This is a genomic window from Enterobacter kobei, from assembly GCF_001729765.1.
Lineage (GTDB): Bacteria > Pseudomonadota > Gammaproteobacteria > Enterobacterales > Enterobacteriaceae > Enterobacter > Enterobacter kobei.
This window is the reverse complement of the sequence record NZ_CP017181.1, coordinates 1,476,555-1,500,499: the sequence shown is the minus strand read 5'-3', so window position 1 is coordinate 1,500,499 and position 23,945 is coordinate 1,476,555. Positions and strand designations below refer to the sequence as shown.

The window sequence follows — 23,945 nt, the reverse complement described above, 5'->3', positions numbered from 1 at the left end:
GTGCCGCAACGCATTCTGGTGCTGGGCGCCAGCGGGTATATCGGTCAGCATCTCACCACGGCATTGAGCCAGCGGGGACATCAGGTGCTGGCAGCGGCACGCAACACCGACCGCCTGCAAAAGCTGGCGTTGCCGGGCGTCACCTGCCACAACGTTGACCTCAACTGGCCGAAGGCGCTTCCCGCGCTGCTGGAAGAGGTCGACACGCTTTACTACCTGGTCCACAGCATGGGCGAAGGCGGCGATTTTATCGCCCACGAGCGACAGGTGGCGTTGAACGTCCGCGATGCCCTGCTGCAAACGCCGGTGAAGCAGGTGATTTTTTTAAGTTCGCTCCAGGCGCCTGAGAGCGAGCAGTCCGATCACCTGCGCGCCCGCCAGCTGACGGCGGACACCCTCCGCGGGGCGAATATCCCCGTCACCGAACTGCGCGCAGGGATCATCGTCGGCGCGGGCTCAGCCGCTTTTGAAGTGATGCGCGATATGGTCTACAACCTGCCGGTACTGACGCCGCCGCGCTGGGTCCGCTCGCGCACCACGCCGATTGCGCTGGCGAACTTGCTCCACTATCTGGTGGCATTGCTCGATCACCCGGCGGAGCAACACCGGGTGCTTGAAGCAGCAGGCCCTGAAGTGCTGAGCTATCAGCAGCAGTTCGAACATTTCATGCGCGTCAGCGGACGCCGCCGCTGGCTGATCCCCATCCCTTTCCCGACCCGCTGGATCTCAGTCTGGTTTTTAAATGTGATCACCTCCGTGCCGCCGACCACCGCCAAAGCGCTGATTCAGGGGCTGAAACACGATCTGCTGGCGGACGATCGCGAGCTGCGCGCCTTAATCCCTCAGGATCTGATCCGTTTTGACGACGCGGTACGCAATACGCTGAAAGAAGAAGAGCAGCTGGTGAACTCCAGCGACTGGGGTTATGACGCGCAGGCCTTTGCCCGCTGGCGGCCGGAGTACGGTTATTACCCGAAACAGGCGGGCTGCACGGTAAAAACCTCTGCCAGCCTTGAGGCGCTGTGGGAAGTGGTGAACCAAATTGGCGGCAAAGAACGTTATTTCTTCGGCAATCTTCTCTGGCAAACGCGTGGGACAATGGATCTGCTGGTGGGGCACAGGCTGGCGAAAGGCCGCCCGGCGCGCCCGTTTCTTGAGGTGGGCGACGCGGTCGACAGCTGGAAAGTGATCATCGTCGAGCCGGAAAAGCAGCTGGCGTTGTTGTTCGGTATGAAAGCGCCGGGGCTGGGGCGACTCTGCTTCACCCTTAAGGATAAAGGCGATCATCGGGAACTGGACGTCCGCGCCTGGTGGCACCCGCACGGGATGCCGGGCCTGTTTTACTGGCTGTTCATGATCCCCGCCCATCTTTTTATCTTCCGGGGAATGGCGAAACGGATTGCGCAACTGGCAGAACAAAAAACGAAAATAACTCATTAAAACGCTTTTTCTTTCACCTTTCCCATTGCATAGCGCCGTAATTCACGAAAGAATGCGCACGAAATTCTTTTTCAACACAGTGGATTGATATGAAGGTACTGGTTACCGGGGCGACCAGCGGCTTAGGCCGAAATGCGGTCGAATTTCTGCGCAACAAGGGCATTAGCGTCAGGGCTACCGGTCGCAACGAGGCGATGGGAAAACTGCTGCAAAAAATGGGCGCAGAGTTCGTCCATGCCGACCTGACGGAGCTGGTCTCCTCGCAGGCGAAGGTGATGCTCGCCGGAATCGATACGCTGTGGCACTGCTCCAGTTTTACCTCTCCGTGGGGGACCCAGGAAGCCTTCGATCTCGCCAACGTGCGGGCCACCCGCCGTCTGGGCGAATGGGCCGTTGCCTGGGGGGTACGTAACTTTATTCATATCTCCTCCCCGTCGCTCTATTTCGACTATCACCACCATCGCGATGTGCAGGAAGATTTCCGTCCGGCACGCTTTGCCTGTGAATTTGCGCGCAGCAAGGCGGCCAGTGAAGAGGTGATCGACCTGCTGGCGCAGTCGAACCCGCACACCCGTTTTACGGTACTGCGTCCGCAGAGCCTGTTCGGACCGCACGACAAAGTGTTTATTCCGCGCCTGGCGCAGATGATGCATCACTACGGCAGCGTGCTGCTGCCGCGCGGTGGCGATGCGCTGGTGGATATGACCTATTACGAAAACGCCGTCCACGCCATGTGGCTGGCCAGCCAGTCGGACTGCGATAAGCTGATCTCTGGCCGCGCCTATAACATCACCAACGGCGAACCCTGTACGTTACGCAGCATTGTGCAGCGGCTGATTGATGAACTGCAGATCGACTGCCGCATCCGTTCTGTCCCCTACCCCATGCTTGACATGATTGCCCGCAGCATGGAGCGATTTGGCAGTAAAGCGGCCAAAGAACCTGCGCTGACGCATTACGGTGTCTCAAAACTCAACTTTGATTTCACGCTGGATATTTCGCGAGCAGAGAACGAACTGGGGTATCGGCCGGTGGTGACGCTGGATGAAGGGATTGTGCGCACGGCGGCGTGGTTACGGGATCACGGGAAACTGCACCGCTAGCCTGTTGCCCGGTGGCGGCTTCGCCTTACCGGGTCTACAACTGCACCGTACCGCTGGAAAGGGTGCAAAAACTAAAACGGCAACCTTTCGGTTGCCGTTTGCTTTTACAGAGCTGTCCAGGCATCAGACCATGCCAGACCAGCGCCCGGTTCATAGTATGCCGGGGCGTTGTTACACCAGCCGCTGTACGGGAACGGTTTGCACTGGAACAGTTTACCGTGGTTGTTCACGATATCGCCTGCCTTGTACTTGCTGTTCGCGCTCCACGCCGCGTAATCGCCAGACGTGCCTTCGTCCTGAGACGGTGCTGCTTTGGCTTTCACGTTCAGCAGATAAGAGGTCGTGCTGCTCAACTCACCGTCGCTCACGGTCAGGCTGATTTCAATTTGCTGAGCCGTTGCCGATTCAGGCGCCTTGAAGTTCACTACCGCTTTATCCTGACCGGTTACGGTCTGGCCGTCCTGGGAACGCCAGGTGTAGGTCAGCGCGTTGCCGTCTTCATCAGTAGAGCCTTCCGCGCTCAGTGAAACCTGCGCACCGGCGTCAACTGCACCAATTGGACCCGCGATATGCGCCACTGGCGCGTGGTTCACCGCAGCAGGTTCAGCCGGGGTTTCATCCGGAACTGGCGCAGGCGCCGGCGTTTCGTCTTCTGACGGCGTAGGTGTTGGCGTTGGCGTTACCGGGGTTTCATCCGGCGTAACGGAACCGTCGTCGTTAACGATGTTCACGTTAAAGAACTTCTGCACGCACTTGCTGTAATCACCCTCTTTGAACGCGCTGAACGGCGTCTGGTAGCCGACGAGCTGGCAAGAGTAGGTTGCACCGCTTGGTGTATCCGCGCTCCATCCCCAGTCCTGCTCCCAGTAAATCTTCAGCGCACCAGCACCGCCTTCGTCGAACTGCTTCATGTTCGCGCAGCCCAGCACTTCGTTCGCCGGAACAGGGACCTTCAGGTAGTTCGCGAACTCTTTGTAGTACTTGATACGGTTTTCAGACTGTGCAATTTCAGTTGGACCACCGCACTCAACGCCACCGTTGATGATCTGAGTGGTCACGCCGAAGCCAGGGACCAGGCCGTTGGCTTTATCGTGATCGTTCGGCTGCCATGTGCCGTCGATAACCTGCAGCATGCTTGGTTTAGGCGGCTGTGGATAGGCGAAGAAGAAGATCGCACTCGCCAGGTTCAGCCAGGTATCCGCCACCAGCTCAGGTTTGTCGAGCAGCGTACGCACGTCACCGTACATCGCTTCAGAGAACGGGCCGTAGTTGTAGTTGTAGGACAACTGCTTCGCACCGCGACCGAAGTAGCTCAGGAAGTCGCCGTCTTTATCTTTACCGCACGGCCAGGTCTGACCCTGCCAGACGTCCGGGTTACATTCGCCGTTATAGCCGCCCTTCTGGCCTTCGCTCCAGACCATCTCACGCACGTGAACCAGGGCCTGACGCCATTCGGCTTCCGGACGCCAGCTTTCGTGACCGCCCATTTCCTGAGCAAAGTGGGCAAACATGGTTGCCAGCTCTTTACGGCAGATAGCGTCACTGTCGCGACCGTCATTGTAGGTCTTACACAGCGCCGGGAATTTACCAACCGCTTTCAGGAAGTTGCTGTAGGTGTACGCCTGCGCGCGCAGCGGGAAGAGATATTCCCAGTCGCTGGCTTTCACGATCCCTTCCACGCGTTTCACGTTCTCCGGGTTCGCCGCACGACCAGGTTCAATCAGTTCAACCTGGGCGTTGTCCAGCGTCTTAATGGTTTCCTTTACGGCATCCATCAGCGGGAAGCTGGTCAGCTCTTTCTCTTTCTTCGCCAGATCGCTGGCGTTCATGGTGTATGGTTCACTGGTGGTCGCTTGCAGCGAGGCAGCCTGCGCCATAAACGGTGCTACGCATGCGCCGGCAACGAGAACACTCAGTAACGTCCTTTTGTTCATTTCACTATTCCTGTTTATTTAAGTTAAATAATAACAATCCAGGCTTATGTATTAATCCGTTAATAAATAAACCGCAGACAGCTGTTTTCTCTTTTCGAAGAACACCCTCAGGAATTCTTCAAAAATAAAAAACTCATTCGTTTGCTGTCGCTTTCAGTTCCTGATATTTTCTCCACACTTTGTGGGCGTATATCATGCGTTGCGGATAATTCTCTTTCTTTAATCCGGCGTTATAGGCGCCGACCGCCTCCCAGTTATAGCCATACACTTTAATCATGCTGGATAAAATCGATGCGCCAACCATAATCGAGGTACAGGGTTCGGTTATTAGCCGATATTCATCTATCCCCCTGCTCTCCAGTGCCGAAAAATGTGAGCTGTTAATTTGCATCAACCCCACGTCACGCGTACCGTCATGGTTTCTGCCGACCGCATACGGGTTCATTCCCGACTCCACATTGGCAATGGCGTACAGTAAATAAGGATCGACGTGATAATAATGTGCCGCTTTATCCCAACAGTTTGCCAGCGCGCTTTGGCTGATAATCAATAATAAAAAAATTAACTTTTTCATTTTTACCTGCTGACCGTTTCGTTTATTTCTCCTTAACAACATCCTGTAAAATCATTTTTGATTTACTCCCCCCTTATACGGGGGGAGTCTTTATCAGCTCAGATTATTGGCAATCTGTCGCTGGGCCTTCTTTGACCCATACATCGCTGTTCGCTGGGTTGTCACCACGGGTCCACCATTTTGCACGGTAAACGTTGCCCTGGTAAGTAGTGGTTTCGCCGCCGTTGTACACCAGATCAGAACGCCAGTTCATCTTCACGTTGCTCGCAAGTTCCCATGCGTCCACGCCGAAGCCAGGCTGGTTGCCCTGAGTCCAGTACTTCGCTTTCCACACCAGATGGTCGAAGCTTACGGTATCGCCAGTGTTGTAGATTTTGCTGGAATCCCACGCGGCGTAGTTGCCGGCGTTGGCGTCAACCGGTGCGTCGCAGCTGCCGGTTGCAGTGCCTTCGTCAGATGGCGGAGTCACGTCATCAGCAGGTGGTGTAACGTCGTCAGACGGCGGAGTCACATCATCAGCTGGCGGCGTCACGTCGGCTGGTTTCGGATTAACCGTTACCTGGACGTTAGACTGCACGCTGGTTTTACCATCGCCTACCACCACACTCAGGGTGTAGGAAGAGGTAGAAGCCACTTCTGGCGCAGTGATGGTCACGTTCGCGGTGTCAGTACCGGTCGCGTGCATATCTGCCGGAACGCTCCAGGTATAGGTCAGGTTATCACCGTCTGGATCCGCAGCCTGTGCATGCACAACATAGGTTTCACCCGCCTGCAGCGTCACCGCTTCCATTGGGTTCACAACCGGTGCCTGGTTAGCCTTCGGCGCCTTGTTAACAACCTGCACGTCAATCGCGTTGCTCAGGCCTTTGGCGTCGGTAACCGTCAGGCGGAACACCATGGTCTGATCGCTGGTCGCAGCCGCGACGTTGAAGGTCGCTTTCGCTTTGGTGCTGTTGGTCAGGGTGACCGATGGGCCAGAAACCTGAGTCCATTTGTAGGTAATTGCATCGCCGTCTGGATCGCTGGACGCGGAACCATCGAGCGTAACGGTTGCCGGGCCAGAAACGTTCTGGTCTGCAGAAGAGGCGATTGGCGCATGGTTGGTCACAACAGGATCAACCGGCGTAGAGCCGCCACCCAGCAGGCTTTCATTCATGGCGTTCAGGATGTCGCCGGTATCGGAGTCAATAGACCATGCGAACAGACCACCCAGGTTTTTCTGAAGCACGTATTTGCCTTTTGCAGCAGTAGAACGCGCGTCTTCATAGGTGATCAGGTCACCCGTCGTTTTGTTGAACACGTATGGCGCTTCTGCATCCGCGTCGTAGCCGTATTCCCAGCCTGGTTTGCCTTTGTACTCGTTAACGATCTGACGATAGTCAACCACGCCCGGTTCCCAGGTTCCTCTCACCATACCGGTCGCGGTACCGGTGAATGGATTGTTACCGGTGTAGCCGTGTACACCCGTCCAGCCACGGCCATACATGCCCGCACCGACCACGATCTTGCCAGGCTGTACGCCTTGCTGCAGCAGGGCATCAACCCCGTTTTCCGTGGTATAGTTGGTGTCTGGTCGCCATGCTGGCGCATGCAGCGCAGCCTGGTGGCCCAGCTCGGTGTTGCTCCAGCCGCCGTAGAAGTCGTAGCTCATCAGGAAGATGTGGTCGAGGTACTGCTGAGCAGTGGTGTAGTCCACGTCTTCAATCTTATCTTTACCCGCACCGATTGCGCTGGTCAGCTCATAGGTACGGCCAGTCTGGGCAGACAGCTCGTTCAGCATCGCGCGCAGATCGTGCATCAGCGCCGTATAGGTCGCTTTATCCTGCTGCGGGTTGCCTTTCGTCTCGGTCACACCGCCGCCGCCCGGGAATTCCCAGTCGATATCCACACCGTCGAAGAATTTCCAGGTCTGCAGGAAATCTTTAACAGAGGAGACAAAGCGTGCGCGGATAGCCGGATCGCCCATGTGGAAGAACGGATCGGACAGGGTCCAGCCACCGATAGATGGCAGTACTTTCAGGTCCGGATGCGCTTTTTTCAGCGCCATCAGCTGACCAAAGTTACCTTTGTACGGGTCGTCCCAGTTGGACACGCCTGCCTGTGGTTTTTGCAGGGCAGCCCATGGATCGTGGATCGCCACGGTAAAGTCAGGACGTCCCTGGCAGTCGCGCTGCAGCACGCCGTAGCTGTTGCCGCCTTCTACGGTTTTCAGGCCGTCGTTGATGCCGTCACCGCCACAGATTGGAATGAAGCCATACAGAATGTGGTTGAGGTTCGCAGCAGGAATTTTGTCAACCGGGAAGTTACGGTCGTAAACGCCCCACTCAGGGAAGTAGGCCGCAACCACTTTATCGGTATGCTGCGCGAAGGATTTGTTGTTCTCGTGCATTGTCGTGTTCAGCGGCAGCAGGTGGCTAACGGTACCCAGCGACGCTCGCCCTCTTTATCTTCGAGCGTCACCAGCTGATAGTTATCCGTGGTGATCACCAGCCCGACGATATTTCCGTCCATCACCGCACGGTCTGAACCATAATCAACGAGGGCTTTTAATTGCTGGCCAAATATATCCGCACCGCTGCGCGAAGGTATTGTTGACACCACCATCATGGCGCAGCTGGCAAATATCACCAGCGCCAGAATAATTTCCAGCAACGTAAAGCCGCGTTGATTTTTCATTATTTCTCTTTCTTATCCAGAGACCAGTTCGTAATATCATCGGCGGTATTGGCTTCACCGTCCGGGCCAGACGAGAAGACGTCAACCGCACCGTGCTCACCCGGGCTTACGAGGAGATAATCATTACCCCATGGGTCCTGCGGCAGACGGCGAATATAGCCATCCGCGCGGTAGCCGTTCGGGATTGGCGCGATTTCCGGCTTGGTCACCAGCGCCTGCAGGCCCTGTTCGGTTGTCGGATAACGGTGGTTATCCAGCTTATACATATCCAGCGAACCTTCGAGCGGGTGATGCTGCCAACTTACTGATTTAGTGTATGATGGTGTTTTTGAGGTGCTCCAGTGGCTTCTGTTTCTATCAGCTGTCCCTCCTGTTCAGCTACTGACGGGGTGGTGCGTAACGGCAAAAGCACTGCCGGACATCAGCGCTATCTCTGCTCTCACTGCCGTAAAACATGGCAACTGCAGTTCACTTACACCGCTTCTCAACCCGGTACGCACCAGAAAATCATTGATATGGCCATGAATGGCGTTGGATGCCGGGCAACCGCCCGCATTATGGGCGTTGGCCTCAACACGATTTTCCGCCATTTAAAAAACTCAGGCCGCAGTCGGTAACCTCGCGCATACAGCCGGGCAGTGACGTCATCGTCTGCGCGGAAATGGACGAACAGTGGGGATACGTCGGGGCTAAATCGCGCCAGCGCTGGCTGTTTTACGCGTATGACAGGCTCCGGAAGACGGTTGTTGCGCACGTATTCGGTGAACGCACTATGGCGACGCTGGGGCGTCTTATGAGCCTGCTGTCACCCTTTGACGTGGTGATATGGATGACGGATGGCTGGCCGCTGTATGAATCCCGCCTGAAGGGAAAGCTGCACGTAATCAGCAAGCGATATACGCAGCGAATTGAGCGGCATAACCTGAATCTGAGGCAGCACCTGGCACGGCTGGGACGGAAGTCGCTGTCGTTCTCAAAATCGGTGGAGCTGCATGACAAAGTCATCGGGCATTATCTGAACATAAAACACTATCAATAAGTTGGAGTCATTACCGACAGAGTTTACTTTTACCGCCACATCCCCCTTTTCCAGTCCTGAATGACTGAAGAAGGCGGAGGCGTTCCTTGGATTAATGTTGTAGCCTTCCAGCTGGCCTTTTTCGATCAGAGGTTTTAACACCAGATAATCATCCAGATGCACGCTTTCCGCGCCTGCATCCTTCGTCAATTTCGTCACCGGGCCGCTGTCAACGCCGCCCTTAAAATAATCCGGCTTATTTAATGCGAGTACCTGCGTAGCACCTTCATAATTAACCACCACATTATCTTTATTAATTTCCTGAACAAACGCGTCGGTAAAACCGGTCAACGGCTCGCCCTCCCGGTAGCTTCTCGCCCCTCCGGGGGTTTTAATGACGGCGAAGGAGAGCCAGGCATCATCACTGCGCACGATACCTTCGATCTCCGCTGCCAGCGGCGCTTTTGCCGCTATCTCGACGTTATCCTGGCGAACAGCAGCCGTGAAAAGCGTGAAGGATTTTTCTTCGCGACGTTTTTTCAGCGGCTGCACATCAGAATTAGCCAACTTATTTGTAACTTTTTTATAATCTTTAAACGTCAGATACCCTTGTTGGCCGCAAAATAGCAACAGCGCAAACATAATACAGGGGGTTATCCACCGTGACAGAAATGAGAACCTCATTTTTCATCTGGCCTATAGCAAAGCGAAAATAAGCAGCGTCGTGCTGCGCTAACATGTGAGGAAATAGTAATGAGCTGCTGTAAATTCGACCACTGACTTTGCCACTAACTTTCATACAGAAAACTATTGACCGTATAAAATCCAGATGTTAGGCATCGTCCAGTGGATATTTTTACCCTGTGTGTAAATTGACCACACCCTGGCGTTGCTTTACTTTCTCGTCCTGTTGCTATTCCCAATCAGAGACGGTAAGTCGTTATGTATCAGAAGCACTTTAATTTTAAAAATCCGCCCTTTCGGAAGATCGTCCGCTCAAACGGCGATTTTCTGGTGCCTTATTATCAGGATGTTTTCAACCTGCTGAAGGAGAAAACCCAACAGGCGGGAATTATCGGGCTCTTTTCCGACGATGCCCCTCTGCTGGGGCAGTTCAGTGACGCCCTCAAATCTGCCCACCCCGACGTGCTTGCTATTAATGCGTTTCCAAAACTGAGTGCCAGTAGCCTGCTGTACAAGCTCAGCCCGGGAACCAAAGAGAACAAGAACCGGATTCAGGCGGTGGATGCCGTACTGCACCAGTGGCAGGCGGAAAAAAACCGGGCGAAGATACTGATCGTTAGCCATTGCGAGGCGATGAAAGAGAGCTGTCACGAGGTGCTGGCGATGCTACTCACCCGTGCCCAGGAGCTGGCGTTTCGCCTGTCGGTGGTGCTGACGGGCGCGGCGGATCGGGACATTGTTCTGATGCAGCAATCTGAACTGCGTGAATATGCGCACACCCGCCACACTTTGCGTCCCCTTACCTGCCGGGAATATCTCAGCTATGTACAGGCGCAGTGTGAAGAACACGGGTGCGAGAACGCACCGTTATCCCCGGCACGCGTGCGTAAAATGCATGCGCTGACCAAAGGGAATATCAGCAAACTGAATGAACTGTCGCATCTGTCGATGCTGGCTGCCTGGACCGAACGTGCAGCCCAGGTCAGCCCGCGTCATTTACGGCTGGCGGCAGGGGAGATCCTCCCGGCGAAAAAACACGGTAAGCGCCTGGCAACCGTGGGGCTTTTTGCCTCAGTGCTGTTCGCCGCCTGCGGCTGGTATTTAACGTCGTCGATCGCCGGAAAACTTCCGGTTCAACTCCCGGTACCCGTCAGCTGGAAACAGCAGGCGCCAAAAGTTGAAGCACCGGTGGTGCCGGTCATCGACAACGAAATGGTTAATCAGCCGGATGCCATGCATCAGCTCTACCTGATGTGGGGGTATGACGCCTCGGCGGATGATGCCCTGTGCCAGAACGCCGCGAAGGTGAACCTGATGTGTAAACAGGGGAATGCCTCACCCGATGCGTTGGCCCAGGAGGGGTACCCGTGGGTGAGCGAGCTGAAAACCGGCGATCATCTTAACTATGCCGTGGTCGCCCGCGTCGGAGATACGTCACTCGACCTGCTGATGAATAACCGTACCTGGCAGGTAAGCCGCCGCTGGTTTAACCAGCATGCGACCGGCAACTTTACCCAGTTGCACCGCCTGACGCCGGAAGGTAAAGACGCTATCAGTGCCGCCAGCGACACGAAAGACATGGGCTGGCTTGACCAGCAGTTGAGTCTGGCGCTTGGCCAGCCAGAAACCCATTCGCAGACCTGGACGGCGGAGATGATGAAACGCACCCGCGAATTCCAGCAAAAAATGCATCTGCATGTGGATGGCATTCCTGGCGAAGATACGTTGATGCAGTTGATGCGTGAAACCCATACCGCGCCGAGCGTACTGCTCCAGACCACGCATGCCACACCCGACGCCAACACGCAGGAGAAGCATTCCTAATGTCTACCATCTGTCTTGCGGCTCAGCGCAGTTACACCACCGGCGAGGCGGTCTGGTTTTCATACCGCCTCCCCCGTCTGAGAAACATCGTTAGCCATGCCTTTTTAGGAATGGTGGCTCTGTGCGCCATGATCATGGCAGGGCTGTACGCGCATGTTTACTGGAACCTGCGCCATCCGGCGCCGGAACCGGTCAAAGCAAGCGCCGCGAAACCGGAAACGCAGCTTTCAGATATGCACTATGTGTATGTGAGCAAGCCGTTCCCGCATCCCCATCCGCATCCGCAGCCAAAACCTGCTCCGGTGCAGGAGGATGTTCCTGCCATGCAGGATCTGCCCATCAACAGCGATGATGCCGACTGGCAGCAGGCACCTGATGGTGACGTGCCCCATGATACTTCCCGGGATACGTTACCCGGAACCGAAGCACACGAAGCCGCCTCCGCCAGCACAGGCAGTGATGACGCCTCTATAAGCGAGTTACTTAAGCAGGCGTTAAAAGAACAAGAGCAAGATTATTCGCAAGGCAAAATTCCCGCGCCGCCGGTTGACGAAACGCAGGATAATTCGCAGAGGGATGTGAATCATAAAGTGGATGCCCGGTCCCCTTTGAGTGAGAAAGGAGACCGGCTGGAGTAGTTAATATTTTTCAGGCAAGGCTGTCAGGTTAAGGAGTCTTCCCTTTTCCACAACAATATATTGACCTTTTTTGAGATCGGAAAGAATTTTAATGATGGTGCTACGAGCCAGGTTGGTGTACTCCTGAATATAATCATAAACGTTAATATCGCGTTGCTGATGAACAATCAGGTCATTGATCTCGTATAAAAACTCACGTACGACTGAATACGCACTGCGGGCAACCAGAACATCGTCACGTTTGCTCAACATACAAATATACCAGGAGAGAACTTTGGTCAGTTGAGGCCACAAATTGTTATCCGTCATAAGCTGTGCGAAGGTCTCTTTTTTAATTGAGCGCACCACGGTATTGGCCCGAACGAGGCCGTACATATGGGTCGCGTCGTAGTACATCGAAGAGAGACCAAAAATGCACTGGCCGGTAACCGTGAACATACACAGTTCGTCGGATTCACGTCGGAATTCAACTTCGCCGCTGACGATAATATGAATATATTGTGAATCAGAGGTGGATATTTTCTGCCATTTCTTTAAGGTTTTCTCTTCAAAACCTGAGGTTGCAGAAATAATACTATTCATTTCGTCCTGTGGACGTAACTTTTTACCGTAAATACTTAACATTGTTATACCCGATTTAAGATGTTAATTTTTAGCATGCAGACCAAAGCAAAAAAAACCTTAGCCTAAGAATATTTTTCCTGATGATACGCTCAAGGAGAAAAATAAAAGATGAATGAGATATATTTATTTGCTGCATTAATTAGCAAGCTATGTGTCTATCTTAAATGCGGATAATTTTAAGTCAATTAACTAAAAATGAATTGAGTTTGTACCTAAGATTAATCTCAAGTAAATCAGGAGTAACGGGCGCTTTCGGGGATATCCGAAGGATTACCCCTGCCCGTATTTCTCTAAAAGCGCTTCAGCAATGGCCATCGTTTCGACATCTGCGACGCCATTCCACAGGTCAGGCCTGAAGTGCATCTGGAAGACCATGATGATACGTTTTTGCTGCGCTGGGGTGCTGTTGGCCGGTACGTCATAGCCGTAGCGCGCAAGCAAATCGAGTAACGCTGCGGTATCCACCGCCTGAAAGCGTGGTCGTCCGTTGATATAAAATGCGACGCGCGCGGGATCGGGCCATGCGCCTATCCCCTGCTGAGCCAGCTGTCGCCATGGGAACAACGGACCGGGATCGTCTTTGCGCTGCGGCGCAATGTCCGAATGGGCCACCACGTTCTCAGGTCTGATGTTGTAGCGGGCAATGATGTCTTTGGCGAGTGGCACCAGCGCCGCAATCTGCGCGGGTTCGAAAGGTGTAAAACGCTTTACGCCAGCAGACGTTTGCCAGCCACGATTTTCAAGTTCAATGCCCACAGACGTATCATTAATTCGGTTGGTACCGCGCCAGAAGCTGATACCTGCATGCCAGGCCAGTTCGCTCTCGGGTACCAGTTGCCAGATACGCGGCTTGCCGTCCGGTGCTGGCGGCTTTGCGGGGATCAAATAATGAGAGCTGACGTTTTTATCGGTTAGGGTCGCCAGCGACGTGTCAAAATCATCGGCGGTGTAGTGGATCACCAGCACCTTTATTCGCGGGTAGGCCGCCTGCGCCTGATGACGGGTATCCAGCTCGTACGCGCCTTTATCAACAATGCCCTTTTCCGAGGTACATCCTGCCAGCAACAGCGCCAGCAGGAGAGTGGAGAGCGAACGCTTCATCGACGAGTTTTCACCGCCGTTCCACTGACGCTCACCATCAGCATGCTGGCATCTTTCCCGACCGTTTCGTAGTCGATATCAATGCCGACTACCGCATCCGCACCCAGCGCCTTGGCCTGCTCGCCCAGTTCCTTAAAAGCAATTTCTCGCGCTTTACGCAGCTCTTTTTCGTAGGCACCGGATCGTCCACCCACGATGTCACGGATGCCAGCAAAAAAGTCGCGGAAAATATTGGCACCGAGAATTGCTTCACCGGTCACCACGCCGCAATACTCGGTTATTGTTTGCCCTTCCAGGGTTGGCGTTGTTGAAAACTGCATAGTTTCTCTCCTTCTTTAGCGTTCAATGCCTTAGGCACAGCATTATCGGTTCGTTACGCTATGATTGAAAGGATAGTTAATAAATAAGGAAATCAACATGCGCTACTCTGCTTTAACACTTTTGGTGCCCTGCGCGCTGGTGCTCAGCGCCTGTACCACCACGGTCACGCCAGCCTTTAAGGATATTGGTACCCGCAGCGGCCCCTGCATTGACGGCGGCCCGGACACCGTGGCGCAGCAGTTCTATGATTACCGCATTCAGCACCGCAGCAACGATCTCACCGGCCTGCGCCCTTACCTGAGTGACGGTCTGGCAAAACTGCTCAACGACGCCACCCGCGATCCGCAGCATAATACCCTGCTTAAATCCGATCCGTTCTCCAGCCGTACCACGCTGCCGGACAGTGCGGAAGTGGCCAGCGCTTCTACCATTCCCAACACCGATGCGCGAAACATTCCGCTGCGCGTCAAGCTGACCCAGGGGACCCAGTCCTGGCAGGATGAGGTACTGATGATCCGTGAAGGTCAGTGCTGGGCTGTCGACGACGTACGCTACATTGGCGGCAGCGTTCATGCCCCGGCAGGCACGCTGCGCCAGTCGATTGAGAACCGCTAAATCATCAGTTATAAAAATGTTACCCCCGTAAAATGTCCGGCATTTCTCGCGGAATGCCGACATTTATACTCGCCGCCTTTGCCCTTCGCTATTTTGTGCTATGTTTAAGAGGAAATACGGGTTATATTTAACTTTTAACGCAGAAATATTGCATAACTATTCTGTCAACGGTACTATCTGCGGCCTCAATTGCTATAGATTGCCTGGATGAGTAAAGACTGCCCCGATGAGTATTAAACTAAACGGCATTAACTGCTTCTACGGCGCACACCAGGCGCTGTTTGACATCACGCTGAACTGCCCGGAAGGCGAAACGCTGGTTTTGCTTGGCCCAAGCGGTGCAGGTAAAAGCTCCCTTCTGCGTGTCCTTAATCTGCTTGAAATGCCCCGTTCAGGTACGCTGGCGATTGCCGGTAACCATTTTGATTTCGCGAAAACGCCGTCTGATAAAGCGATTCGCGAGCTGCGTCAAAACGTCGGCATGGTCTTCCAGCAATACAATCTCTGGCCACATCTGACGGTGCAGCAAAACCTGATTGAAGCCCCGTGCCGCGTGCTGGAGTTAAGTAAGGATCAGGCCATCGGCCGTGCCGAAAAGCTGCTGGAGCGTCTGCGCCTTAAGCCTTACAGTGACCGTTATCCGCTGCATCTTTCGGGTGGTCAGCAGCAGCGTGTGGCGATTGCCCGTGCGTTGATGATGGAACCGGCGGTTTTGCTGTTTGATGAACCGACCGCGGCGCTGGACCCGGAAATCACCGCTCAGATCGTCAGCATTATTCGTGAGCTGGCGGAAACCAATATCACGCAAGTCATCGTTACCCACGAAGTGGAAGTGGCGCGTAAAACCGCCAGCCGTGTGGTCTACATGGAAAACGGGTATATCGTTGAGCAAGGTGATGCGAGCTGCTTCGCTAACCCGCAAACCGATGCCTTCAAAAACTATTTATCTCATTGATTGTGTCAGGGGAAATATAATGAAAAAAGTATTACTTGCCGTGCTGCTTGCTGGCGTTACCCTTTCCGCTACCGCAGCCCAGACCATTCGTTTTGCCACGGAAGCGTCTTACCCTCCGTTTGAGTCCATTGATGCAAACAATAAAATTGTTGGCTTTGACGTAGACCTGGCAAACGCCCTGTGCAAAGAGATCGATGCGACCTGCACTTTCAGCAACCAGGCGTTTGACAGCCTGATCCCAAGCCTGAAGTTCCGCCGTATCGATGCCGTCATGGCCGGTATGGACATCACCCCTGAGCGTGAAAAGCAGGTGCTGTTTACGACCCCTTACTACGACAACTCGGCGCTGTTCATTGGTCAGAAAGGGAAATTCACCTCTGTTGATCAGCTGAAAGGCAAAAAAGTGGGCGTGCAGAACGGCACCACGCACCAGAAATTCATCATGGATAAGCATCCGGAAATCACCACCGTTCCGTATGACAGCTACCAGAACGCGAAGCTGGATCTGCAAAATGGTCGTATTGACGGCGTCTTTGGCGACACCGCGGTCGTGACCGAGTGGCTGAAAGCGAACGATAAACTGGCGCCAGTAGGCGACAAAGTGACCGATAAGGACTACTTCGGTACCGGTCTGGGGATTGCCGTTCGTCAGGGCAACACTGAGCTGCAGCAGAAGTTCAACGCTGCGCTGGAAAAAGTGAAGAAAGACGGCACCTACGAAACCATCTACAAAAAATGGTTCCAGAAGTAATTCCTGATGAATGAAATTTTTCCTTTAGCAAGCGCCGCCGGGATGACCGTCGGCCTTGCCGTTTGCGCACTGATTATCGGCCTGGTGCTGGCGATGTTCTTTGCGGTGTGGGAGTCCGCGAAATGGTTCCCCGTCGCCTGGACAGGCTCCGCGCTGGTCACTGTGCTGCGTGGACTACCGGAAATTCTGGTGGTCCTGTTTATCTATTTCGGCTCCTCGCAGCTGCTGCTTACGCTGTCGGATGGCTTCACTGTCAATCTTGGCTTTGCGCAGATCCCGGTGCAGATGCAGATTGAAAACTTCGACGTCAGCCCGTTCCTGTGCGGCGTGATAGCCCTCTCCCTGCTCTACTCGGCGTACGCGTCGCAAACCCTGCGTGGTGCGCTGAAAGCCGTGCCGCAGGGGCAGTGGGAGTCGGGTCAGGCGTTGGGTATGTCGAAATCAGCGATCTTCTTCCGTCTGGTCATGCCGCAGATGTGGCGCCATGCCCTGCCGGGCCTTGGTAACCAGTGGCTGGTGCTGCTGAAAGATACCGCGCTGGTGAGCCTGATCAGCGTTAACGATTTGATGCTGCAAACCAAAAGCATCGCCACCCGTACTCAGGAGCCCTTTACCTGGTACATTGTGGCGGCGGCGATCTACCTGGTGATCACGTTGCTCAGTCAGTACATCCTCAAGCGTATTGACCTGCGGGCGACGCGCTTTGAACGGAGACCAGGCTGATGCTTGAATATTTCCCGGAGCTCATGAAAGGGCTGCACACCAGCCTGACGCTGACCGTGGCGTCCATTATCGTGGCGCTGATCCTGGCGCTCATCTTCACCATCGTCCTGACGCTGAAAACGCCGGTACTGGTATGGATTGTGCGCGGCTACATCACCCTGTTTACCGGAACGCCGCTGCTGGTGCAGATCTTCCTGATTTACTACGGCCCGGGACAGTTCCCGTCGCTGCAGGAATATCCTGTTATCTGGCATCTGCTCTCTGAGCCGTGGCTGTGCGCCCTGATAGCCCTTTCCCTGAACAGCGCGGCCTATACCACCCAGCTGTTCTACGGCGCGATTCGTGCAATCCCGGAAGGGCAATGGCAGTCCTGTGGGGCGCTCGGCATGAGCAAGAAAGACACGCTGGCGATCCTGCTGCCGTATGCCTTTAAGCGTGCGCTCTCCTCTTACTCCAACGAAGTGGTGCTGGTGTTCAAGAGTACCTCTCTGGCCTATACCATCACCCTGATGGAAGTGATGGGCCACGGACAGCTGCTGTATGGACGCACCTATGACGTGATGGTCTTCGGCGCGGCGGGCGTGGTGTATCTGGTCGTGAACGGCCTGTTGACGCTGATGATGCGCCTGATTGAGCGTAAAGCTTTAGCGTTTGAGCGCAGATCGTAGGCCAGGTAAGCGCAGCGCCACCCGGCAAGAAGTGCATAAATGTGATTAATCAATGCGGATAACTTTCTGGTTATCCGCTTTTTTTTGCCATAAAGATAATATTTAATCATTTTTATTGCATATAAATTCATTAACTGGCATTGTACATCCAGGCCGCAGACACGGCGCATCAATAAGACAGACGGGAGCATTACCATGAAAAAGTTAGTTCTGGCCGCATTACTGGCAACGTTCGCCGCAGGCGCATCCGCAGCGGATAAAATCAATTTTGGCGTGTCCGCCACCTATCCGCCGTTTGAATCGCTGGATGCCAGCAACCAGATCGTCGGTTTCGATATCGACCTGGCGAAAGCGCTGTGCAAACAGATGCAGGCCGACTGCACCTTTACCAACCACGCCTTTGACAGCCTGATCCCGTCGCTGAAGTTCAAAAAATACGATGCGGTAATCTCCGGAATGGACATCACCCCAGAGCGCAGCAAGCAGGTAGCGTTCACCGACCCGTACTACGCCAACTCGGCGGTAGTGATTGCGAAGAAAGGGGCGTATAAGTCCTTCGACGAGCTGAAAGGCAAACGCATCGGGATGGAAAACGGCACCACGCACCAGAAATACCTGCAGGACAAACATCCTGAAGTGAAAACCGTGGCCTATGACAGCTATCAGAATGCGATTATCGACCTGAAAAATGGCCGTATTGATGGCGTCTTCGGCGATACCGCCGTGGTCAACGAGTGGCTGAAAACCAACCCGCAGCTGGGCACGGCGACCGAGAAAGTGACCGATCCACAGTACTTCGGTACCGGCCTCGGCATCGCGGTACGTCCGGATAACAAAGCCTTGCTTGCAAAACTGAACGGCGCGCTGAAAGCGATTAAAGCTGACGGTACGTACCAGAAAATCCGCGAGCAGTGGTTCCCGCAGTAAGGTGTTTTGCCGGGTGACGGCTTCGCCTTACCCGGCCTACGAGGGGGGTTTTGTAGGCCGGATAAGCACAGGGTATGAACCGGAAACATGGGTAACACTTTAGACCGGATACATGGGTAACAGTTATAACTGGCATAGAAGAGGAGACTCGCTATGCCCTGGACTGAGACCCGACCTATGCAACGCCTTGATTTTATCCGTGCCTGCCATGCAGGTACGGATTCCTTCTCCGCGCTTTGCCGTCTTTTTGGCATCAGCCGTAAAACCGGCTATAAATGGCTTCAGCGTTTTGACCCTTCTGACCTGTCATCTCTCTCGGACCGGTCGCGTGCGCCACGCTCCCACTCCCGGACGGTTCCTGATGATATCGCCGGACACCTGACTGCCCTGCGTCAAAAACACCCTGACTGGGGGCCAAAAAAACTGCGGATGTGGTTGCTCAATCATCACGTCGATTTTACCGTACCTGCCGCCAGCACTATCGGCGATATCCTCAAGTGCGAAGGCCTGGTTCCGGATAAAAAACGAAAACGCAGAACACCAGGCAATCGCCAGCCCCTGACCATCATCAGTGAGAACAATCAGGTCTGGAGCGCTGATTTTAAAGGCAAGTTCAGGCTGCTCAGCAGAGAGTACTGCCATCCTTTCACCCTGACCGATAATCACAGCCGGTATCTGCTCAGCTGCCGGGGAACACACCGTGAGAGTGAACCCTTTGTCAGAGAGTGCCTGACGGATGCGTTCCTGGAATATGGTCTGCCGGAAGTGCTTAGAACCGATAACGGCCAGCCCTTCGCGGGAACAGGAATAGCCGGATTAAGTCGTCTTGCCGTCTGGCTAATCAAGCTGGGCATCAGGCCGGAGCGTATCAGAAAGGGGCATCCGGAAGAAAATGGCCGCCATGAGCGAATGCACCGCTCCCTGAAAAGTGCGGTGAAACAGGGCAACACCTTCATGACGATGGAAGAACAACAGCGGTGGTTCAGTGACTACCGGAAAGAATTTAACTACGAAAGGCCGCATGAAGCACTGGCGGGAGCAACGCCCGGAACGGTATGGCAACCCTCAAACCGACACTGGGATGGCCGTGTTCCTGAATATGCTTATCCGGAAGGAGGTACAGTCTACAGGGTGAAATCGAGGGGGACCCTCTATATGGGAAAAAAGGGTACGGTGTTCCTGAGTGAAGCACTGACTGGGGAGTACATCATGCTGGAAGAACAAGATGATGGCCTTGAGGCCATCATCTTTAATGGGATAACGCTTGCGTACTACGACCGAAAAACCCAGAGTGTGCTCCGGATAGACTAAAAGTGTTACCTATGTTCCCGGTCTGATCTGTCACCTATGTATCCGGTCATACAACAGCGCCACCCGGCAATTCTCACAACGGCACAAAGAACCTGAATCGTGCCCCACTCACCGACTCCATCAGCCGTATTCCACCGCCGTGCAGCTCCAGCATCCGTTTGACGATTAACAGCCCTAACCCGCCGCGGTTCTCCCGCGAGGCCTGAGTGTTCAACGCCGAAGGCCGCTGGAACAGATCGTCGCGCAGCGACGCATCCACGCCCGTACCGCTGTCAGCCACTTCGACCTGAAGCTGTTCATTCTCCTGCCAGACCGCCAGACGAATTTCCCCGCCGGTCGGCGTATGACGCATTGCGTTATCCAGCAAATTGGTCACCACGCGCTCGATCATTGATACATCGGCATTGACCAGCGGCAACGGCCCAGGCACGTCAATATGCAGATTGACCTCTCGCGTGCGGGCAGTGAGCTCAAACTTCTGCGCCACGTCGGAAATCAGCTCCGCCATCGCGAAACGCTCGCGCTGCGGTTTAATGCCGCCATGTTCAAGACGCGCCAGCTCAAACAACTGCTGGGAAAGATGGCGTACCTTTTGCCCCTGACGCAGGGCGGTGGCGAGATATTGCTGGTGCTCCTGAGGCGTCAGCGTGGTGGATTTCAGCGATAGCGTTTCCAGATAACCCAGCAGAGAGGTCAGCGGCGTGCGGAGATCGTGCGAAATATTGGCGATAAACTCCCGGCGCTGGCGATCGCTGTCGGCCAGCTGATCCCACTGGCGGGTGATTTTGCGCGCCAGCTCGATAAAACTGTTGCGCAGGCGTGCCACTTCGTCATTGGCCGCGACGTCCGGCGGCTCTGCTGCCAGCAGCCTGATTGCGCTAATGCTGTCCTGCTCAAGCCCGGTGACCTCTTCCGTCAGGCGTTTAACCGGACGCGTCACCCAGTACCAGACCAGTAATCCCGCCAGCAGGCCGAACAGTGCAACCCACAGCAATGACCAGAGCACCGTGCTCCACAGCGCCTTATGCCAGGCCATGTCCGCCAGCGCATTCGACTCCTCGCCCTGCAAAATAATGTACAGGTAGCCCTTAAGCTCGCCGTCCTGACGCAGCGGCGTGGCGCTGAAGACTTTTTTGTTCTGGCTGCGCGGATCGTCGCCGAGTACCGGGATGGCGGTGCCGCTCAGGAAGGTCTGAACCGGTGCCAGATCGATTTTTTGCCGCTGAATATGGCCCGGCGGGGCGGCATCGGCCAGGATGTCGCCGTCGGGTGAGACAACATAGAGCTCCACGCTCGGATTAAAGGTCATCAGACGGTCAAAGAGCGGTTTCAGCGAACTGCGGTCAACCCTGCCCTGCGCGTCGAGAATCGGTTCCCGCTGGACGATCTGCTGCGCCAGTCCGCCCGACAACCGTTGAACCATGGCGTTGCCGTATTGCGTACTGGTGTAGAGCTGTACCGCGCAGGCGACGGTGGCGCAGAGCATCATCAGCAGAATGAACAGCAGCGTCAGGCGCTGGCTGAGGCTAAAGCGACGCATCAGGCGTTGGCTCCGCAAATTTGTATCCCTTACCCCAGACGGTGCGAACGATTTCCGGCTCGGCAGCGTCCTTCTCAATCTTGATGCGCAGGCGGTTGATATGGGTGTTGACGGTATGCTCATAGCCTTCGTGCTGATAACCCCAGACCTGCTCCAGCAGCGCCAGACGGGAAAACACTTCGCCAGGGTGGCGGGCAAAGAAGTAAAGCAGTTCGAATTCGCGCGGGGTGAGATCCACCACCTGTCCGTGGAGCAGGACGCTGCGCGCCAGCGGATCGATCGTCAAACCGTGCGCCTGAATTTGCCCGTCCGTTTGTGCCTGCCCCATCGCCTGCTGACGGCGGAACAGCGCTTTAATGCGGGCAATCAGCTCCTGCACCGAAAACGGCTTAGCCAGATAGTCATCGGCACCGGTTTCCAGCCCGGTAATGCGGTCGGTTTCGCTGCTGCGGGCGCTGATGATGATGACCGGCAGGTAGCGCGTCATCTGACGGATGCGTCGGCAAATCTCCAGCCCGTCAACGTTCGGGAGCATCAGGTCGAGGATCACCGCATCCCACGGCTGTTTTTCCAGGCGCTGCAGGGCGTTGCCCCCGTCGGGCTCGTGGGTGATGGCGTAGCCTTCGTCTTCTAAATTGAGTCGCAGAAGCGCCGCGATATCGTGGTCGTCTTCCACCAGCAGGATGTGCTTCATGGGTCAGCCTTCAATCATTTCTTATGACGTAAGCTTACCTGATTTCGAGCGGGGGAAGAGTTCACATTTTGTTGAACATTGTGCCGGGTTCTTGCCGGGTGGCGGCTACGCCTTACCCGGCCTACGGGTTAACAAGGTCAACACTTCGTAATGCGCGGTATGCGGGAACATATCGAAAAGCTGAACGCGTTCAATGCGGTAGCCCGGCAGGCTGGCGATATCTTTCGCCATGGTCTGCGCATTGCAGCTGGAGTAGACGATGTAATCCGGTGCCATCTGGCTCAGGTAATCGCAGAGTGCGTTTCCGATGCCCCGTCGCGGCGGGTTGACCAGCACCAGTTCCGGCACATTGCCCTGGCCGGTGGCGAACTGGGTAGAGTCAAGCGCCTGGAAGTGGAGATTCGTTAACCCCAGCCCGGCGGCGGACTGTTTCGCGCAGGCAATCGCTTCGGCCGAGATCTCAATCCCGGTCAGCTGCATTTCAGGCGTGGCGCAGTGCAGGCCGAAACCGCCCACGCCGCAGAACAGATCCCACATATGATGAATGTTTAACGCCCGAACCCAGTCACGGGCGGTGGCATACAACGCACTCGCGACGGTCGGGTTGGTCTGGAAGAAGCTTTGCGGGCGGATCCACAGCGGTACGCCGTTGAAATTTTCGGCCAGCGCAGGCTGTTCGGTGAAGAAGATCTCTTTCTCCCCTTCCATAATCGCCATGTGCACCGGCTGTATGTTTGCCGTAATGACCTTAAGCTGCGGCAGTTGCGCCTGCAGCCACGGCAGCGCCGCACGAAGCTGCGCCAGCTTCGCTTCCGAGCGCAGCACAAAACGCAGCATCATGCCGCCGTCTAGCTGGCTTTCCGTCAGCAGGAGATATTTCAGCTCGCCGCGCTTGCGGGCGACGTGGTAGGGCGTTAACCCTGCCCGCGCAATAAACGGTTTGAGTGCGGCAAAGACGGGTTCAAACGACGCGGGATACAGCGGGCAGTCGGTTAAATCTTCCGGCGTGCCGTCGCGGTGCAGCATCCCCAGCAGCGGTTTTTCGACGCTGCCGCTGACCACCATTTTGGCTTTGTTGCGAAAGCCCTGCTCCGGTCCGCTGATGGGTGCGCACCACTCCCCCACCGCGTGTTCAGCCAGCAGCTGTTGCAGGTCGGCCATTTTGGCGGTGAGTTGTTGAGAGACCGGCTGTTCTATCCACTGACAGGAGCGGCAGCGTCCGGCGTCATAGAGTGCGCACTGCATATGAAAACCTTAAGAATAACGGGGGCTGCGATTATACACATTATTGCAACAGGAAGAACCGTCGACTGGACGCAGGCACGAACAGGAAGAACAGCACCAGCATATCCGGCAGTTTTTGCAAAAACAGCGCGAGCAAAATCTCGCGTTTTGATCCGCCCGCAATGCTGAACAGTTCGGGATAGCCATACCCCAGCGAGGCGGCCCACAGGTAGCTGGCGGCGGTCACCTGCGTCAGCAGATAGACCCAGCGCGCCCAGTTGCGCCCTTTGACCAGCGAAAACGCACAGTAGATCTCAATGAACACCAGCACCAGGCTGCTCAGAAAAACCAGCGTCAGATTCCACGTCTGCACGCTGCGGTGAATGAATTCACCGATACCGCGCACGCCCAGGGTATTCAGAATCATCAGCACGTCCAGGCAGCGGATCATAATAATGGCGAGCGCCGCCACCTGTACCAGCGCAGGAACGTTAGGACGAGCGTGCGTAAGCCGTGATTTTTTTAATAATCCCAATGTTTTACTTCCCTGAAAAACAGTGCCGCGTGATACGCGGCACATCACTGGAAATTTTAAATGCT

Annotated in this window: 22 protein-coding genes and 3 pseudogenes; 12 read left to right on the top strand and 13 right to left on the bottom strand. The window is 55.1% G+C overall.

Annotation, left to right across the window (positions count from 1 at the left end; genetic code table 11):
- Both BFV64_RS07135 and BFV64_RS07130 read left to right on the top strand, forming a co-directional pair.
- Nucleotides 1–1,440, top strand: a complete 1,440-nt coding sequence (locus tag BFV64_RS07135; RefSeq protein WP_059372788.1) for an SDR family oxidoreductase — start codon at nt 1–3, stop codon at nt 1,438–1,440.
- An 89-nt stretch (nt 1,441–1,529) separates the two neighbouring features.
- The gene (locus tag BFV64_RS07130; protein ID WP_023336997.1) at nt 1,530–2,543 is read left to right on the top strand and encodes a 3-beta-hydroxysteroid dehydrogenase; all 1,014 of its coding nucleotides are present in this window, start codon (nt 1,530–1,532) and stop codon (nt 2,541–2,543) included.
- Nucleotides 2,544–2,647: 104 nt separating this feature from the next.
- Here the strand turns inward: BFV64_RS07130 and BFV64_RS07125 are convergent, their stop codons facing one another.
- From BFV64_RS07125 to gspG, 5 genes and pseudogenes are all read right to left on the bottom strand, one after another.
- The gene (locus BFV64_RS07125) at nt 2,648–4,477 is read right to left on the bottom strand and encodes a glycoside hydrolase family 19 protein (RefSeq protein ID WP_069601853.1); all 1,830 of its coding nucleotides are present in this window, start codon (nt 4,475–4,477) and stop codon (nt 2,648–2,650) included.
- Nucleotides 4,478–4,610: 133 nt separating this feature from the next.
- Nucleotides 4,611–5,051: a type III secretion system invasion protein IagB gene (gene iagB, locus BFV64_RS07120; protein ID WP_045134882.1), complete on the bottom strand. Its 441-nt coding sequence runs from the start codon at nt 5,049–5,051 to the stop codon at nt 4,611–4,613.
- Nucleotides 5,052–5,154: 103 nt separating this feature from the next.
- A pseudogene (locus tag BFV64_RS07115) lies at nt 5,155–7,467 on the bottom strand (glycosyl hydrolase family 18 protein); the annotation flags it as partial.
- Nucleotides 7,464–7,727: pseudogene (locus BFV64_RS07110) on the bottom strand (prepilin-type N-terminal cleavage/methylation domain-containing protein); the annotation flags it as partial. The pseudogenes BFV64_RS07110 and BFV64_RS07115, both read right to left, overlap by 4 nt.
- Nucleotides 7,727–8,032 (bottom strand): annotated as a pseudogene (gene gspG, locus BFV64_RS07105) (type II secretion system major pseudopilin GspG); the annotation flags it as partial. The pseudogenes gspG and BFV64_RS07110, both read right to left, overlap by 1 nt.
- 36 nt (nt 8,033–8,068) lie before the next feature.
- Here gspG and BFV64_RS07100 point away from each other — a divergent pair.
- Nucleotides 8,069–8,766 (top strand): IS1-like element IS1B family transposase gene (locus BFV64_RS07100; protein ID WP_095033700.1). Its coding sequence is split into 2 segments (ribosomal slippage): nt 8,069–8,318 and nt 8,318–8,766, totalling 699 coding nucleotides; the frame shifts between segments, so codons are not numbered across the junction.
- Here BFV64_RS07100 and BFV64_RS07095 read toward each other — a convergent pair.
- A complete protein-coding gene (locus BFV64_RS07095; protein ID WP_069601852.1) occupies nt 8,701–9,387 on the bottom strand; it encodes a type II secretion system protein N in 687 nt (228 codons plus the stop codon). The two genes, BFV64_RS07100 and BFV64_RS07095, sit on opposite strands and share 66 nt — an antisense overlap.
- Nucleotides 9,388–9,687: 300 nt before the next feature.
- Between BFV64_RS07095 and BFV64_RS07090 the strand changes: the two genes are divergently transcribed.
- Both BFV64_RS07090 and BFV64_RS07085 read left to right on the top strand, forming a co-directional pair.
- On the top strand, nt 9,688–11,253 hold the full coding sequence (locus BFV64_RS07090; protein ID WP_045134888.1) for an ExeA family protein: 1,566 nt from the start codon (nt 9,688–9,690) through the stop codon (nt 11,251–11,253).
- Nucleotides 11,253–11,891: a type II secretion system protein GspB, cryptic system variant gene (locus BFV64_RS07085; RefSeq protein ID WP_023332510.1), complete on the top strand. Its 639-nt coding sequence runs from the start codon at nt 11,253–11,255 to the stop codon at nt 11,889–11,891. The genes BFV64_RS07090 and BFV64_RS07085 overlap by 1 nt, the downstream gene beginning before the upstream one ends.
- Here the strand turns inward: BFV64_RS07085 and BFV64_RS07080 are convergent, their stop codons facing one another.
- The 3 genes from BFV64_RS07080 to BFV64_RS07070 form a co-directional block, all read right to left on the bottom strand.
- Nucleotides 11,892–12,515, bottom strand: coding sequence for a helix-turn-helix domain-containing protein (locus tag BFV64_RS07080; RefSeq protein ID WP_014883167.1), 624 nt, complete (start codon nt 12,513–12,515; stop codon nt 11,892–11,894).
- A gap of 270 nt (nt 12,516–12,785) precedes the next feature.
- Entirely contained in the window at nt 12,786–13,616 is an 831-nt protein-coding gene (locus BFV64_RS07075; protein ID WP_023338189.1) for an N-acetylmuramoyl-L-alanine amidase, read from the bottom strand.
- Nucleotides 13,613–13,936 (bottom strand): heavy metal-binding domain-containing protein, encoded by a 324-nt coding sequence (locus tag BFV64_RS07070; RefSeq protein ID WP_023332507.1) that lies wholly within the window; start codon nt 13,934–13,936, stop codon nt 13,613–13,615. Before BFV64_RS07070 ends, BFV64_RS07075 begins: the two co-directional genes overlap by 4 nt.
- Nucleotides 13,937–14,033: 97 nt before the next feature.
- On the opposite strand from BFV64_RS07070, the gene BFV64_RS07065 reads away from it, so the two are divergent.
- From BFV64_RS07065 to BFV64_RS07035, 7 genes are all read left to right on the top strand, one after another.
- Complete coding sequence (locus BFV64_RS07065) at nt 14,034–14,552, top strand: lipoprotein (protein ID WP_014883164.1); 519 nt, start codon at nt 14,034–14,036, stop codon at nt 14,550–14,552.
- Between the two features lie 226 nt (nt 14,553–14,778).
- On the top strand, nt 14,779–15,507 hold the full coding sequence (artP, locus tag BFV64_RS07060) for an arginine ABC transporter ATP-binding protein ArtP (protein WP_069601851.1): 729 nt from the start codon (nt 14,779–14,781) through the stop codon (nt 15,505–15,507).
- Nucleotides 15,508–15,526: 19 nt separating this feature from the next.
- Nucleotides 15,527–16,258: an arginine ABC transporter substrate-binding protein ArtI gene (gene artI / locus BFV64_RS07055; protein WP_008500032.1), complete on the top strand. Its 732-nt coding sequence runs from the start codon at nt 15,527–15,529 to the stop codon at nt 16,256–16,258.
- A gap of 6 nt (nt 16,259–16,264) precedes the next feature.
- Nucleotides 16,265–16,981: an arginine ABC transporter permease ArtQ gene (artQ, locus tag BFV64_RS07050; RefSeq protein ID WP_014883162.1), complete on the top strand. Its 717-nt coding sequence runs from the start codon at nt 16,265–16,267 to the stop codon at nt 16,979–16,981.
- Nucleotides 16,981–17,649, top strand: coding sequence for an arginine ABC transporter permease ArtM (artM, locus tag BFV64_RS07045; RefSeq protein WP_014883161.1), 669 nt, complete (start codon nt 16,981–16,983; stop codon nt 17,647–17,649). The genes artQ and artM overlap by 1 nt, the downstream gene beginning before the upstream one ends.
- Before the next feature lie 195 nt (nt 17,650–17,844).
- Nucleotides 17,845–18,576 carry an arginine ABC transporter substrate-binding protein ArtJ gene (artJ, locus tag BFV64_RS07040; protein WP_045134891.1) on the top strand — a complete coding sequence of 244 codons (732 nt, stop codon included), beginning with the start codon at nt 17,845–17,847 and terminating at the stop codon, nt 18,574–18,576.
- 153 nt (nt 18,577–18,729) lie between these two features.
- Nucleotides 18,730–19,887, top strand: a complete 1,158-nt coding sequence (locus BFV64_RS07035) for a DDE-type integrase/transposase/recombinase (RefSeq protein ID WP_069601850.1) — start codon at nt 18,730–18,732, stop codon at nt 19,885–19,887.
- Nucleotides 19,888–19,960: 73 nt separating this feature from the next.
- On the opposite strand, the gene BFV64_RS07030 is transcribed toward BFV64_RS07035, so the two are convergent.
- The 4 genes from BFV64_RS07030 to BFV64_RS07010 all read right to left on the bottom strand — a co-directional run bounded on the left by BFV64_RS07030 (nt 19,961) and on the right by BFV64_RS07010 (nt 23,925).
- Nucleotides 19,961–21,430, bottom strand: coding sequence for a sensor histidine kinase (locus tag BFV64_RS07030; RefSeq protein WP_045281115.1), 1,470 nt, complete (start codon nt 21,428–21,430; stop codon nt 19,961–19,963).
- The gene (locus tag BFV64_RS07025) at nt 21,414–22,121 is read right to left on the bottom strand and encodes a response regulator transcription factor (RefSeq protein ID WP_023332505.1); all 708 of its coding nucleotides are present in this window, start codon (nt 22,119–22,121) and stop codon (nt 21,414–21,416) included. The genes BFV64_RS07030 and BFV64_RS07025 overlap by 17 nt, the downstream gene beginning before the upstream one ends.
- A 105-nt stretch (nt 22,122–22,226) precedes the next feature.
- Entirely contained in the window at nt 22,227–23,366 is a 1,140-nt protein-coding gene (rlmC, locus tag BFV64_RS07015) for a 23S rRNA (uracil(747)-C(5))-methyltransferase RlmC (protein ID WP_023336984.1), read from the bottom strand.
- Between the two features lie 40 nt (nt 23,367–23,406).
- Nucleotides 23,407–23,925, bottom strand: a complete 519-nt coding sequence (locus BFV64_RS07010) for a YbjO family protein (RefSeq protein WP_059372056.1) — start codon at nt 23,923–23,925, stop codon at nt 23,407–23,409.
- Nucleotides 23,926–23,945 lie beyond the last annotated feature (20 nt).

Bases quoted from the DNA above. Each gene is read 5' to 3' on its own strand.
- BFV64_RS07075 (WP_023338189.1), bottom strand. From the start codon at position 13,616: ATGAAGCGTTCGCTCTCCACTCTCCTGCTGGCGCTGTTGCTGGCAGGA.
- BFV64_RS07010 (WP_059372056.1), bottom strand. From the start codon at position 23,925: ATGTGCCGCGTATCACGCGGCACTGTTTTTCAGGGAAGTAAAACATTG.
- iagB (WP_045134882.1), bottom strand. From the start codon at position 5,051: ATGAAAAAGTTAATTTTTTTATTATTGATTATCAGCCAAAGCGCGCTG.
- BFV64_RS07095 (WP_069601852.1), bottom strand. From the start codon at position 9,387: ATGTTTGCGCTGTTGCTATTTTGCGGCCAACAAGGGTATCTGACGTTT.
- BFV64_RS07090 (WP_045134888.1), top strand. From the start codon at position 9,688: ATGTATCAGAAGCACTTTAATTTTAAAAATCCGCCCTTTCGGAAGATC.
- BFV64_RS07130 (WP_023336997.1), top strand. From the start codon at position 1,530: ATGAAGGTACTGGTTACCGGGGCGACCAGCGGCTTAGGCCGAAATGCG.
- artM (WP_014883161.1), top strand. From the start codon at position 16,981: ATGCTTGAATATTTCCCGGAGCTCATGAAAGGGCTGCACACCAGCCTG.
- artI (WP_008500032.1), top strand. From the start codon at position 15,527: ATGAAAAAAGTATTACTTGCCGTGCTGCTTGCTGGCGTTACCCTTTCC.
- artP (WP_069601851.1), top strand. From the start codon at position 14,779: ATGAGTATTAAACTAAACGGCATTAACTGCTTCTACGGCGCACACCAG.
- BFV64_RS07085 (WP_023332510.1), top strand. From the start codon at position 11,253: ATGTCTACCATCTGTCTTGCGGCTCAGCGCAGTTACACCACCGGCGAG.
- BFV64_RS07065 (WP_014883164.1), top strand. From the start codon at position 14,034: ATGCGCTACTCTGCTTTAACACTTTTGGTGCCCTGCGCGCTGGTGCTC.
- rlmC (WP_023336984.1), bottom strand. From the start codon at position 23,366: ATGCAGTGCGCACTCTATGACGCCGGACGCTGCCGCTCCTGTCAGTGG.
- artQ (WP_014883162.1), top strand. From the start codon at position 16,265: ATGAATGAAATTTTTCCTTTAGCAAGCGCCGCCGGGATGACCGTCGGC.
- BFV64_RS07080 (WP_014883167.1), bottom strand. From the start codon at position 12,515: ATGTTAAGTATTTACGGTAAAAAGTTACGTCCACAGGACGAAATGAAT.
- BFV64_RS07125 (WP_069601853.1), bottom strand. From the start codon at position 4,477: ATGAACAAAAGGACGTTACTGAGTGTTCTCGTTGCCGGCGCATGCGTA.
- BFV64_RS07070 (WP_023332507.1), bottom strand. From the start codon at position 13,936: ATGCAGTTTTCAACAACGCCAACCCTGGAAGGGCAAACAATAACCGAG.
- BFV64_RS07035 (WP_069601850.1), top strand. From the start codon at position 18,730: ATGCCCTGGACTGAGACCCGACCTATGCAACGCCTTGATTTTATCCGT.
- BFV64_RS07025 (WP_023332505.1), bottom strand. From the start codon at position 22,121: ATGAAGCACATCCTGCTGGTGGAAGACGACCACGATATCGCGGCGCTT.
- artJ (WP_045134891.1), top strand. From the start codon at position 17,845: ATGAAAAAGTTAGTTCTGGCCGCATTACTGGCAACGTTCGCCGCAGGC.